The organism is Enterococcus sp. 7E2_DIV0204, from assembly GCF_002140855.1.
GTDB lineage: Bacteria > Bacillota > Bacilli > Lactobacillales > Enterococcaceae > Enterococcus_L > Enterococcus_L lemimoniae.
This window is the reverse complement of record NZ_NGKY01000001.1, coordinates 2853244-2866029: the sequence shown is the minus strand read 5'-3', so window position 1 is coordinate 2866029 and position 12786 is coordinate 2853244. Positions and strand designations below refer to the sequence as shown.

The window sequence follows — 12786 nt, the reverse complement described above, 5'->3', positions numbered from 1 at the left end:
TCCTTTTAATGTCTAAAGTGTCTACTATCAGTAAAGACCATTGCAATACCATATTTATCTGCCATCTCAATCGATTCTTGATCCTTGATACTTCCACCCGGTTGAATAATTGCTTTTATCCCATGTTTACCCGCATACTCTACGCTATCGCTCATTGGGAAAAAAGCATCACTCGCTAATACTGCCTGATCAACTTTAGTTCCAGCTTGATTGATTGCAATTTGAACCGAACCGACGCGATTCATTTGTCCTGCTCCGATCCCTAATGTTTGCTGACTATTTGCAACAACAATGGCATTGCTTTTTACATGCTTGACTGTTTTCCAAGCGAATTCCAGTCCTTTTAATTCCTCACTAGTTGGTTGACGCTTAGTCACTACTTGCCAGCTTTCTGCTTGTTCTTGGATGATATCTTGATTTTGAACCAGTAGTCCACCTAAAACCGAAACAAACTCGTTTTCGATAGCTTGATCTTTTGCTGAAAAATCTAATGTCATTAAGCGAAGGTTCTTTTTGCTACTTAAAACACTAAAGGCCTCGTCTGAAAAACTCGGCGCAATAATAATTTCTAGAAATAATTTATGCATTTTTTCAGCCGTTTGCACATCTACTTCACGATTCAATACAATGATACCACCAAAAATCGAAACTGGATCCGCTTCATAGGCTGATTGATAGGCTTCATTGATTGTTTCTCCAAGACCGACACCGCAAGGGTTCATATGTTTGACTGCCACAACAGCTGGTTGATCAAATTCTCTAGAGATGCGAATAGCTGCATCAGCATCTTTAATATTATTATAAGATAATTCTTTACCGTGAAGTTGTTTAGCACTGGCAATTGAAAATGAAACGGGTAATGTATTTTGATAAAAGGCCGCTTGTTGATGACTATTTTCGCCATAACGCAATTCTTGTTTCAACTCATACGTAAGTGTCAATGTTTCAGTGTCTGTTTCTCCAACAGCCTCCGTCAAATAATCGGCAATTAACGCATCATAGGCTGCTGTGTGACGAAATACTTTTGCTGCCAACTTTTGTCTTGTTACGAGGGTTGTTCCGTCATTTTCAGAGAGCTCTAGCAGGACTTGCTCATAATCTTTTGGGTCTACAACTACTGTCACAAATTGATGGTTTTTTGCAGCACTTCTTAACATGCTTGGTCCACCAATATCAATGTTTTCAATCGCTTGTTCTTGTGTTACATCTTCTTTCAATATTGTTTCTTTAAATGGATAAAGATTTACACAAACAAAATCGATTGGCTGAATGCCATGTGCTTCCATCGCTTCCATGTGATGACTCAGATCACGGCGACCTAATAAACCACCATGAATCTTTGGATGTAATGTTTTTACACGCCCATCCATCATCTCTGGGAAATCTGTTATTTCTTCAATACCGATTGTTGAAACACCCGCTTGCTCAAGCGCCGCTTTGGTCCCGCCTGTCGAAATAATTTCAACGTCTTGATCCACTAATCCTTTAGCGAATGCAATGACACCTGTTTTATCTGAAACACTGATCAACGCTCTTTTCTTTATCATCAATGACTCTCTCCTTGCTGGGTTTTAATAAGTTGGGCCAAAACACTGGGAAATAGCTTATGCTCTATAGTATGGATTTTTTTTTCTAAAGAATCAAGTGTGTCAAAAGAAGTGATTCTGACTTTTTCTTGCGCTATAATCGGACCAGTATCAACACCATCATCGACATAATGAATTGTTACACCCGTTTCTGGCACTTCTGCAAGAAAGGCATCCCTGATTCCATGTAAACCAGGGAATTCCGGTAATAACGAGGGATGAATATTAATCATTCGATTTGAAAAAACTTCTAACAAAGTCGGTCCAATGATTCTCATATAGCCTGCTAAAACGACTAAATCTATTTGCTCTTCCTCAAGTAAATGAAGGATCTCTGCTTCATACATGGCTTTTGATTCAAAATCTTTCGGCGCAAATGAAATCACAGGAATCGACATGGCTCTGGCTCGCTGAACAACATAAGCATCTTTTTTATCACAAAATAATAAAGTGATTTCTGCCTCGATTTCTCCAGCTGCTACAGCTTCAGCGATCGCTTGAAAATTACTTCCATTACCTGAGGCAAATATCGCTAACTTCATCCTTACACCTCTTTAAAAACAACAGCTTGTTTCACTTTTTTAGTGACTTTTCCAATAACATGACATGATTCATCAAGTTCATTTAAAATCGTTTGAACAGCACTAACTTTTTCAGGCGAAACAGCTAAAACCATCCCAATGCCCATATTGAAAATTTCATACATTTCCATTGTTGGTATCTGACCATAGTTTTCCAACGTTGTAAAAATGGGTAACACTGGCCAGCTGCCAAGCTGTATCTCAGCTGATAGATTTTCTGGAAGCATTCTAGGGATATTTTCAACAAAACCACCACCGGTAATATGAGCAATACCATTCACTAATTCCTGTTTTATTAGTGGCAGTATTGAGTTAACATAAATTTTAGTTGGCGTTAAAAGAACTGACCCCAAAGGCTTTTCATTTAACTCTGGAATTAAACTTTCTCCAGTAAATTGATGAGTTTTAAAGAAAATTTCCCGCACGAGTGAATACCCGTTTGAATGGATTCCGCTTGAAGATAAGCCAAGAAGAACGTCTCCTTCTCGAATATTTTCACCTGTAATTAATTGCCGTTTTTCAGCGATCCCTACAGCAAATCCGGCTAGGTCATAATCATTTTCACCATACATACCAGGCATTTCAGCCGTCTCACCGCCAATCAAAGCAGCCCCCGCTTGAAGACATCCTTCGGCGACACCTGCCACCACCTGTTCTAATCTTTCTGGCCGATTTTTTCCAGTCGCAATATAATCTAGAAAATAAAGCGGCTCAGCACCTTGTGCAACAATATCATTCACGCACATCGCTACACAATCGATCCCAATCGTATCATGTTTATTTTCTTGAATCGCCACCATTAATTTGGTTCCCACACCATCTGTCCCCGAAATCAAGACAGGTTCCTTCACTTCCACCGCACTTAAATCAAAACAACCGCCAAAACCACCTAGCGCTCCCATCACACCGATACGTTCAGTTCGTTGTACGTGTTTCTTAATTCTCTCTACGACTTCATAGCCTGCTTCAACATCAACGCCTGCTTTTGTATAGGCATTTCCCATTTATGGTTCCTCCTACAATCAATTTCTACTCTTTAATTTAATCTGGCAAAACTGATTTTCTCTTTTAATGATGCTTGATAGTTCATTTCATAATCATATAGCGGCGTTGGATAATCTCCATTAAAATAAGCCATACAAAGTCCAGAATAAGGCTCATCATAATTCAACCCAATTGAATCAATCAATCCTTGTTCACTTAAAAAACTTAATGAATCAGCTTTGATCAGTTGTTCTATTTCAGAAACAGAGTGGTTGGCCGCAATCAATTCTTTCCTTGTTTGAATATCGATTCCATAGAAACAAGGAAATCTTAAAGGGGGTGACGCAATGCGGACATGAACTTCTTTTGCCCCAGCATCTTTAAGTAATTGGACAATTCGACGACTAGTTGTGCCTCGCACGATTGAATCATCCACCATGATCACCCGTTTTCCTTCGACAACACCACGAACCGCTGACAGCTTCATTCTGACCCCTTGTTCTCGCAATTCTTGAGTAGGTTGGATAAAGGTTCGTGCGATATATTGATTTTTCACTAAGCCCATTTCATAAGGAATACCACTTGCTTCCGCATAACCACTTGCCGCTGAAAGCGAAGAATTTGGGACTCCTACTACCATATCTGCTTCAACTGGCGCTTCTTGTGCTAAGCGTTTTCCCATATTTTTACGTGCAGTATGGACATTTACTCCTGCAATATTTGAATCAGGTCTAGCAAAGTAAATGTATTCCATTGAACAAATCGAATATTGCGTTTCTTGCGTATACTGTTCTATTTTATACCCAGAATCATCAATAATGATTAATTCTCCCGGTCCTACATCTCGAACAAACGTAGCCCCAATCACTTCTAGGGCACAGGTTTCACTTGTGACTACATAAGCACCATTTTTCATTTGGCCAATAGACAATGGCCGAAATGCATTGGGATCTAGAGCCGCTATCATCGCAGTTTCAGTCATCAAAAGATAGGCGAATCCACCTTTAACAGTCTGTAAACTTTCTTTTAGCTGATCGATAAACGTCGGTTGTTTACTGCCTCGAATCAAATGCATCAAAATTTCTGTATCAGAATTTGAATGAAAGATTGCACCATTTTGCTCTAACTCTTTTCTCAAGCTTTTTGCATTGGTTAAATTACCGTTATGAGCTAAGCCACAGGCACCATCATAAAATTTGAATAAAAAAGGTTGAATATTATCAACACTGCCATTTCCAGCTGTAGCATAACGAACATGACCGATTGCGGCATGACCACTTAAAGAGGCTAAAGATCGATCATCTTTAAACACCTCTGATAATAATCCTAGACCTCGATAGCCGTTTAACCTGCCATCTTGATTAGAGACGATACCAGCTCCTTCTTGCCCTCTATGTTGTAAGCTATGCAAACCAAAATAGGTTACTCGCGCCGCATCTGAGTGTCCCCAAATACCAAAAATACCACATTCTTCATTTAAACTTTTTACTTCATAAGACATGGAATTGCTTCCTCCCACAACTCTTTGGCTGTTTGCGTCAAGACTTCGATTGATTGCTTCTGCGTTTCAATTTTAAGTATTCCATTATCTGTCACTTTCCCAACAAGGCGAGCTTTTCCATCCATCACAGCTTCAAAAGCTACTTGTTTTTCTGGTTTGATCGATAGGACAAATCTTGATTGAGATTCTGAAAAGAGAAATGATATAGGCATCTCTAACTTAACTTCAAGTCCAAAACTATTTTTAAAAGCGGACTCTGCTAAAGCTACACCTAATCCACCTTCCGAACAATCGTGAGCACTTTCGATCAATCCTGCTTTGATGGCTGCTAACACTAACTGCTGGATTTCTTTTTCTTGAAGCAAATCAAAATCCATTAATTTTCCTTCTATTAAACCTAATGTTAATTTTTGTAGTTCACTACCGTTAAAATCAGCTTTTGTTTCGCCTAAAACATAAATTAAATCATCAACTGCTTTAAATTCTTGCGTCGTAATGTGTGCTAAATCTTCAATCAGACCTACCATTCCAATGACAGGTGTGGGATAAATCGCCTTACCATTTGTTTCATTGTATAAAGAAACATTTCCAGAAATCACGGGTGTTGCTAAAACCTCACAGGCCTTTGCAATCCCATCAGCTGAAGTCCAAAGCTCCCAAAAGCCTTCAGGTTTATCTGGTGAACCATAATTTAGACAATCTGTGATTGCTAAAGGTTGCCCACCACTTGCGATAATATTTCTAGCAGCTTCTGCTACTGCGATCTGTCCACCAATTTCCGGATTTAGATAAAGATACCGTGCATTGCAATCAGTTGTCATAGCTAACGCTTTTTGCGTACCACGAACTCGTAATACCGCTGCATCACTTCCTGGCAAAACGACGGTATTCGTTCTAACCTGTGAGTCATACGTTTCGTAGATCATTTTTTTAGAAGCAATTGTAGGTTGCTGCAGTAGTTGTAATAACGTTTGTGCTCCGTCGTTTATTTCCGGTTGAAAATCTGCTAAGGATGCAAAAGCTTTGATCCTTACGGGTTCTACGCGCTCCTTATTATAAACTGGAGCATCTTCTGCTAAAGCGTCAACGGGTAAATTAGCGACTTCTATACCACGATGATTTAAACGATACAAGCCATCATCCGTTACTTTACCAATCGTTACTGCATCTAATTCGTACTTTTCAAAAAGTTCGATTACTTCGGCTTCATGTCCTTTCTCAACACATATCAACATCCGCTCTTGTGATTCTGACAACATCATTTCATATGGCGTCATTCCTGTTTCCCTTTGCGGCACATCATCCAAATCTAAAATCAAACCCGAACCCGCTTTTGAAGCCATTTCTGCACTAGAAGAAACCAGACCAGCCGCGCCCATATCTTGAATTCCGACTAAAATGTCTGCATGTTCCAATATCAATTCCAAACAGGCTTCCAGTAAAAGTTTTTCCATAAAAGGGTCACCAACCTGAACTGCTGAACGTTGTTGCTCTTCCCCTTCAACAAATTCTTCAGAAGCAAACGTTGCCCCGTGAATACCGTCGCGTCCTGTTTTTGCTCCGACATACATGATTGCATTGCCTACTCCCTTAGCTTGCCCTTTTTGGATATCCTTATGATCAATCAAGCCAACGCACATCGCATTGACTAGCGGATTCCCTTCGTAACATGGATCAAAAGCAACTTCTCCACCAACTGTTGGAATACCGATACAATTCCCATAACCACTAATACCAGCAACCACTTCTTCTAACAAGAATTTTGTCCGTTCATTTGTCAATTCGCCAAAGCGCAATGAATCTAATAGTGCAATCGGTCGAGCCCCCATACTAAAAATATCTCTGATGATTCCGCCAACACCTGTTGCTGCGCCTTCATAAGGTTCAATAGCAGAAGGGTGATTATGACTTTCTGCTTTAAATACAACTGCCTGACCATCACCAATATCAACGATCCCCGCACCTTCACCAGGTCCCTGCAAAACTTGTGGCCCGTCTGTTGGAAACTTTCTTAAAACCGACTTGGAATTTTTATAGGAACAGTGTTCACTCCACATCACTGAAAATAATCCAGTTTCCGTATAATTAGGCATACGACCTAGAATATCTTCTTCAATCATTCGATATTCTTCGTCCGTCAACCCCCAGTCTGAATAGATACGCTGACTTTTGATCGCTTGTGCTGTAGGTTCTTTGGCTTTCATCATACATTTGTCCTAGCCTTTCCATAGTTTTTAACGATTGATTTGAAAAAACGTACCCCATCCTGTGACCCTAATAAGCTTTCGACTGCCCGTTCTGGATGTGGCATCATTCCTAAAACATTGCCCTTCTCATTAACGATTCCTGCAATATTTTCTAAGCTACCATTGGGGTTGTCATTGGCATAGGTAAAGACGATCTGCTGATTTTCTTTTAATTTTTCAAGAGTCGCTTCATCACAATAGTAGTTTCCTTCGCCGTGAGCCACTGGCAATTGAATTACTTCATCCACTTGATATTCTGAAGTAAAGTTCGATTGATTATTAACGACTTGTAGTTGAACGGTTTTACAAACAAAATGTAGTGACTCATTCCGAAGTAAAGTACCTGGCAAAAGTCCAGCTTCTGTTAAAATTTGGAAGCCATTGCATGTCCCAAAAACCGGCTTGCCTTCATCTGCTAAGCGAATCACTTCACTAATAATTTTTGAAAAACGGGCAATCGCACCACATCTTAGATAGTCTCCGTATGAAAAACCGCCAGGAATCAAAACCCCATCGAACCCTGCTAAACTATCTGCATCATGCCGAACATATTCAGCCTCTTCGCCCAAGATATCTTTGACAGCCCATAGTAAATCCATATCACAATTCGACCCTGGAAAAACAATTACGGCAAACTTCATCTTATACTTCCTCCACGATTTCATAGCGATATGTTTCCATATTTACATTAGCAAGTAGTTTGTCGCAGATTGCTTCAATTACAGTTTCGATTGGCTGTGCTGTTTGATGAACCTTAATCTCAAAATATTTGCCGATCCGAATCTCAGAAATTTCTTCAAAGCCAAGACGATGGACTGCTCCTTTGACAGCTTCACCTTGTGGATCTAAAACAGAATCTTTATAGGTAACGTAAACTTTAACATTATACATACAGCAGAACTCTCCCTTATTTTTAGTGAAATGCTTTTTCTAAACGATCTAGAACTTTTTGATAGACTGGAACAAGCTCGCCTAAATTCCTGCGGTAAACATCTTTATCTAAATGATCATTTGTTTCTTTATCCCATAAACGACAAGTATCAGGAGTGATTTCATCGGCAAGTAAAATTGTACCATCTGCTCGTTTACCAAATTCTAGTTTGAAGTCAATCAACTGAATATCGATTTTTCCAAACAAATCAATCAGTGCAAGATTTATTTTATGCGCTTCTTGTTTGATTGCGAGAATTTCTTTTTCAGTTCCTATTTGTAAAATCTTCACATGATCATCGTTAATGATTGGATCATCTAGTTGGTCATCCTTGTAATAAAATTCCAAAACTGGAAAAGCTAGTGGCTCTCCCTCTGTCACTCCTAAGCGCTTAGCAAAGCTACCTGCAGAAACATTTCGAATCACCACTTCCAAGGGTATCATCTCAAGTGCCTCTATAAATTGTTCGTGTTTTGATATTTGCCTAATAAAATGATTTTGAATTCCTTTTTGTTTAAGTTCTTCAAATACAAAAGCTGTTATCTGATTATTTAAACTCCCTTTTCCAGCTACACTATCTTTTCGAGCACCATTAAGAGCAGTAGCTTGATCCAAATATTTTACTCTTATCACGCTAGAATCATCTGTTTTAAATAGTTTTTTAGCTTTTCCTTCGTACAACATTGTATTATCACCCACTGATCATGACACATCCCTTTCCGTACATTAATAATCACAAGCATCATTTTAGTTCGTGTATATCTTTGTTTACAGTTTAACAAGACACATAGAAGCCGTCAACGATTTATTAATGATTATGATAATAAACACAATTATCGTTCGTGTTTTAAACTATCTATCTATTTAAAATATTAAGAAAAGCTTGTAAGCATTTACAAGCAACTAGAAAAGTGGTATGCTAATCGAAACTATAGCGACAGAAAATTCACTTTTATTTTTTTACTATAAGTGATGATTTTTTAGGAGGGAACACAAGAATGACTAGCGATTATGACAGTTTGGCGCAGGATTTTTTGACAGGATTAGCACCTGAAGAAAGAACAAAATTGTATAATGATTTACTGGCATTGGAGGTAGTTCACAAATTAAATCAACATAGTACTTATTACACATTTAAAAATTTAAAACGAGCGGCTCATCGTCATTCAGAAAGACGCAAACGAACGTTCCGTTATATGAATAGCTTCAATAACGAACTAATCATTCATCAAATACATGAGCAGCATTTTTTCAAAAATAAATACTGCATACATGTCTATTTCAATTCGCAAGAGTATAACTATCTTTTTATTGAGCGTTTACTTTCTAAACTAAAATCTCCAGTATCCGCGCCTATGCGAACATTTCAAGAAATTACGGTTTAATATGCTACTGCATTTAGACTAAAAAATAAGCCTGGAACATAACTCTTTGAGTTATGTTCCAGGCTCTTCGTATCCGGATAAGCGTCGGGATCAGAAACAACCTCATATCAACAAAAGAAAGGAACAAGCTATGGAAAAATTAAAAGTCAATGTAACGATTGATCGACCAGTTGGTTATAAAGATTCATTTGGCAATACCTATCTAGTCAACTACGGCTTTATCGCTGGCGAATTTGGGGGCGACGATGAAGAACAGGATGCCTATATTTTGAACATCCCTTCTGAGAAACTGATGTATTTTACTGGAATTGTAACAGCAGTTATCCATAGAAATGATGATAATGAAACAAAATGGATCGTAATTCCTGAGAAATCATCGATTACCGAAAAAGAGATCCTTAAACAAACCTATTTTATCGAACAATATTTTGACAGCTATGTAGAAATGCTTTGATTAAAAAATAGCAGCGAAGTCACAAAGATGTGAGCTCGCTGCTATTTTTGACTATTACGCTAAGCCGACCCGTTCAAAAATAATATCAACATTTTTCAAATGATAGTTATAATCAAAAGCATCATCTAATTCTTCTTTAGACAAAATCGCAGTAATCTTATCATCTGCCTCTAGTAATGGCCTAAAGGCCGTTTGGTGATCCCAAGCATAAGCCGTTTTTGGTTGTACTAAATCATACGCTGCTTCGCGAGCCATGCCATGATCAATCAACTTCAATAAAACACGTTGGCTATAAATCAAGCCATACGTCGCATCCATATTTCGTTTCATATTTTCAGGAAATACGGTTAGATTCTTCACGATATTAGAAAATCGATTCAGCATATAATCCAGCAAAATCGTTGTATCTGGAATAATGATACGCTCTGCCGATGAGTGAGAAATATCACGTTCATGCCATAAAGTGACATTCTCATAAGCAGTCACCATATGACCACGAATAACACGAGCCAGACCAGTCATATTTTCAGAACCGATCGGATTTCGTTTATGCGGCATCGCTGAAGAACCTTTTTGGCCTTTCGCAAAAAATTCTTCGACTTCTCTCGTCTCTGATTTTTGCAAACCACGAATTTCAGTCGCAAATTTCTCAATGCTTGTTGCAATTAGAGCCATCGATGACAAATACTCAGCATGTAAATCACGAGGTAAAACTTGTGTAGAAATTTCTTGCGCTCGAAGCCCTAAGTGTTCACAAACATATTCTTCCACAAAAGGTGAAATATTCGCAAATGTCCCTACTGCTCCACTGATTTTACCAGCTTCTACACCTTTAGCTGCATGTTCAAAACGTTCAATATTTCGTTTCATTTCTGAATACCATAAGGCAAGTTTCAAGCCAAACGTTGTCGGTTCAGCATGTACACCATGAGTCCGCCCCATCATAACAGTCTGTTTATGCTCTTTTGCTTTTTCACCAACGATTGCAGTAAATTTCTTTAAGTCTGCTCTTAAAATATCGTTTGCTTGTTTTAGTAAATAACCATATGCCGTGTCCACCACATCGGTACTTGTTAAACCATAGTGAACCCATTTACGTTCTTCCCCTAATGTTTCGGAAACAGCACGAGTAAATGCAACTACGTCATGTCTTGTTTCCGCTTCGATTTCTAAAATACGCGCAACATCAAACGATGCATTCTCACGAATTTTTTGTACATCTTCTTTCGGGATATCTCCTAATTCAGCCCATGCTTCGTCGGCCAAGATTTCAACTTCCAGCCAAGCATTGTAGCGGTTTTCATCTGTCCAAATTGCACCCATTTCAGGTCGTGTATAACGATCGATCATTCGTTTGTTTGCTCCTTTTTAATCCCAAATATTGGTTTGATAAATATCTTCTAAAGTCTCAAAAACATCTTCTGTCAAAATGGTGATATGCCCCATTTTTCGACCTTTTTTCGCTTCTGCTTTACCGTAATAGTGAAAATGCCAATCGGGTTTTTCAGAAATCACGTCCATTGTTTCATAGATTTCATTTCCTAAAATATTGACCATTACAGCTTCTGATAAAAGCTCGACTTCCGGCAACGGCCAACCGCAAATACCGCGAATATGAGCATCAAATTGGCTCAATGAACAAGCTTCGATCGAGTAATGACCAGAGTTATGAGGTCTTGGTGCTAACTCGTTTACATAAATACCACCATCACTTGTTAAAAACATCTCAACTGCTAAAGTTCCGGCCAAATCAACAGCTTCGGCAATCACACGAGCAATTCTCTGAGCCTCTTCAACGACATCTTCATTAACTCGCGCAGGAGCAATCGTTTCATGTAAAATATTATGTCGATGAATATTTTCTACAACTGGGAAAACAGTGATATTTCCTTGACCGTTCCCACTTACTAAAACTGATATTTCTTTTTCATATGGAATCCAAGCCTCTAACACACAGGTGCCTTCTCTAAGAACATTCATCGAAGGAGCTAAATCTGACGTGCTGTATAGAACAAATTGACCTTTACCATCATATCCGCCACGAGTCGTCTTCAAGACACAAGGATATCCGATTCCATCAATTGCATCTTGGATATCTGTCGGACTAACAATCGTAGCAAACGGCGCAATCACAATATTATTTGCTTCTAAGAAAGATTTTTCCAACAAGCGATCTTGTGTGATCGCTAAAAGGTCTGTTCCTTGAGGAATGCTTACTAAATCTTGAACATGCATCAATGCTCCAACATCTACGTTCTCAAACTCATAGGTTAAGACCTGGGCACGTTTTGCCAATTCCTCTAACGCTTCTATATCATCGTAATCAGCTAATAAATGCCAATCAGCGACTTGAGCAGCAGGGCAATCAACAGTTGGATCTAACACACCTACACGGAAACCCATTTCTCGTGCACTTAGAGCCATCATTCTGCCTAATTGTCCGCCACCAATAATACCGATCATTTGTCCCGGTAATAAAGGTTTATTCAAGTTCATCACTACTTTCCATCACAGTCTCTTCGAGAAATTTACGTTTGTCTTCTAATTTCCCCGCTAACTCTATATCATACAGGGAAAGCATCCGAACTGCAAGCAGTCCGCTATTGATAGCACCTGCTTTTCCTATCGCAGTAGTTGCTACCGGGACACCACCAGGCATTTGTACAATGGAAAGTAACGAATCCATTCCGTTGAGTGCTTTTGACTGAACTGGGACACCGATCACAGGCAATGTTGTTTTTGCTGCGATCATGCCGGGCAAATGAGCTGCTCCTCCTGCTCCAGCAATAATAACTTTAATACCACGATTACGTGCTTGCTCAGCGAATTCAAACATATAATCAGGTGTCCGATGTGCTGAGACCACTTTTTTTTCATAAGGAATATCGAACTCATCTAAACAATCACAGGCATGTTTCATTGTTGGCCAATCAGATGTACTTCCCATAACTACTGAAACTATGACAGACATAACATTCCCCTTTCTTTCTCTATTCCTTTTTATTTTAGCAACGGAAATCTCACGTGTCAAAGTAAAATCGAATATTATAGATTTTTTTGATAATAATATTCGTATTTTACGATCAAAAAAAGAAAAACCGGAAAATTGTCCGGTTTT

Annotated in this window: 13 protein-coding genes; 2 read left to right on the top strand and 11 right to left on the bottom strand. The window is 38.8% G+C overall.

Annotation, left to right across the window (positions count from 1 at the left end):
* Positions 1–5 precede the first annotated feature (5 nt).
* From purH to purC, 8 genes are read right to left on the bottom strand one after another with little or no spacing between them, the layout of a single operon-like run.
* The gene (gene purH, locus A5819_RS13310) at positions 6–1547 is read right to left on the bottom strand and encodes a bifunctional phosphoribosylaminoimidazolecarboxamide formyltransferase/IMP cyclohydrolase (RefSeq protein ID WP_086279243.1); all 1542 of its coding nucleotides are present in this window, start codon (positions 1545–1547) and stop codon (positions 6–8) included.
* Complete coding sequence (gene purN, locus A5819_RS13305; protein ID WP_086279242.1) at positions 1547–2128, bottom strand: phosphoribosylglycinamide formyltransferase; 582 nt, start codon at positions 2126–2128, stop codon at positions 1547–1549. Before purN ends, purH begins: the two co-directional genes overlap by 1 nt.
* 2 nt (positions 2129–2130) lie before the next feature.
* The gene (gene purM / locus A5819_RS13300) at positions 2131–3171 is read right to left on the bottom strand and encodes a phosphoribosylformylglycinamidine cyclo-ligase (RefSeq protein WP_086279241.1); all 1041 of its coding nucleotides are present in this window, start codon (positions 3169–3171) and stop codon (positions 2131–2133) included.
* Between the two features lie 32 nt (positions 3172–3203).
* Entirely contained in the window at positions 3204–4652 is a 1449-nt protein-coding gene (purF, locus tag A5819_RS13295) for an amidophosphoribosyltransferase (protein WP_086279240.1), read from the bottom strand.
* Entirely contained in the window at positions 4637–6859 is a 2223-nt protein-coding gene (gene purL / locus A5819_RS13290) for a phosphoribosylformylglycinamidine synthase subunit PurL (RefSeq protein WP_086279239.1), read from the bottom strand. Before purL ends, purF begins: the two co-directional genes overlap by 16 nt.
* Positions 6856–7539, bottom strand: coding sequence for a phosphoribosylformylglycinamidine synthase subunit PurQ (gene purQ, locus A5819_RS13285; protein WP_086279238.1), 684 nt, complete (start codon positions 7537–7539; stop codon positions 6856–6858). The genes purL and purQ overlap by 4 nt, the downstream gene beginning before the upstream one ends.
* Position 7540: 1 nt before the next feature.
* Positions 7541–7789 (bottom strand): phosphoribosylformylglycinamidine synthase subunit PurS, encoded by a 249-nt coding sequence (purS, locus tag A5819_RS13280; RefSeq protein WP_086279237.1) that lies wholly within the window; start codon positions 7787–7789, stop codon positions 7541–7543.
* 22 nt (positions 7790–7811) lie between these two features.
* Entirely contained in the window at positions 7812–8513 is a 702-nt protein-coding gene (purC, locus tag A5819_RS13275; protein ID WP_086279236.1) for a phosphoribosylaminoimidazolesuccinocarboxamide synthase, read from the bottom strand.
* A 314-nt stretch (positions 8514–8827) separates the two neighbouring features.
* On the opposite strand from purC, the gene A5819_RS13270 reads away from it, so the two are divergent.
* Positions 8828–9214 carry a hypothetical protein gene (locus tag A5819_RS13270; protein ID WP_086279235.1) on the top strand — a complete coding sequence of 129 codons (387 nt, stop codon included), beginning with the start codon at positions 8828–8830 and terminating at the stop codon, positions 9212–9214.
* 46 nt (positions 9215–9260) lie between these two features.
* On the top strand, positions 9261–9668 hold the full coding sequence (locus tag A5819_RS13265; RefSeq protein WP_339099743.1) for an inorganic pyrophosphatase: 408 nt from the start codon (positions 9261–9263) through the stop codon (positions 9666–9668).
* Between the two features lie 54 nt (positions 9669–9722).
* Here A5819_RS13265 and purB read toward each other — a convergent pair whose 3' ends face one another.
* The 3 genes from purB to purE are packed head-to-tail and all read right to left on the bottom strand — an operon-like array spanning position 9723 to position 12639.
* Positions 9723–11018: an adenylosuccinate lyase gene (gene purB / locus A5819_RS13260; protein WP_086279234.1), complete on the bottom strand. Its 1296-nt coding sequence runs from the start codon at positions 11016–11018 to the stop codon at positions 9723–9725.
* 18 nt (positions 11019–11036) lie between these two features.
* The gene (gene purK, locus A5819_RS13255; RefSeq protein ID WP_176271426.1) at positions 11037–12167 is read right to left on the bottom strand and encodes a 5-(carboxyamino)imidazole ribonucleotide synthase; all 1131 of its coding nucleotides are present in this window, start codon (positions 12165–12167) and stop codon (positions 11037–11039) included.
* The gene (purE, locus tag A5819_RS13250; RefSeq protein ID WP_086279232.1) at positions 12151–12639 is read right to left on the bottom strand and encodes a 5-(carboxyamino)imidazole ribonucleotide mutase; all 489 of its coding nucleotides are present in this window, start codon (positions 12637–12639) and stop codon (positions 12151–12153) included. Before purE ends, purK begins: the two co-directional genes overlap by 17 nt.
* Between the last annotated feature and the right edge of the window lie 147 nt (positions 12640–12786).

Coding starts and splice junctions, on each gene's coding strand:
- purM (WP_086279241.1), bottom strand. CDS start 3,171: ATGGGAAATGCCTATACAAAAGCAGGCGTTGATGTTGAAGCAGGCTAT.
- purQ (WP_086279238.1), bottom strand. CDS start 7,539: ATGAAGTTTGCCGTAATTGTTTTTCCAGGGTCGAATTGTGATATGGAT.
- A5819_RS13270 (WP_086279235.1), top strand. CDS start 8,828: ATGACTAGCGATTATGACAGTTTGGCGCAGGATTTTTTGACAGGATTA.
- purF (WP_086279240.1), bottom strand. CDS start 4,652: ATGTCTTATGAAGTAAAAAGTTTAAATGAAGAATGTGGTATTTTTGGT.
- purS (WP_086279237.1), bottom strand. CDS start 7,789: ATGTATAATGTTAAAGTTTACGTTACCTATAAAGATTCTGTTTTAGAT.
- purB (WP_086279234.1), bottom strand. CDS start 11,018: ATGATCGATCGTTATACACGACCTGAAATGGGTGCAATTTGGACAGAT.
- purC (WP_086279236.1), bottom strand. CDS start 8,513: ATGTTGTACGAAGGAAAAGCTAAAAAACTATTTAAAACAGATGATTCT.
- purL (WP_086279239.1), bottom strand. CDS start 6,859: ATGATGAAAGCCAAAGAACCTACAGCACAAGCGATCAAAAGTCAGCGT.
- purE (WP_086279232.1), bottom strand. CDS start 12,639: ATGTCTGTCATAGTTTCAGTAGTTATGGGAAGTACATCTGATTGGCCA.
- purH (WP_086279243.1), bottom strand. CDS start 1,547: ATGATAAAGAAAAGAGCGTTGATCAGTGTTTCAGATAAAACAGGTGTC.
- purN (WP_086279242.1), bottom strand. CDS start 2,128: ATGAAGTTAGCGATATTTGCCTCAGGTAATGGAAGTAATTTTCAAGCG.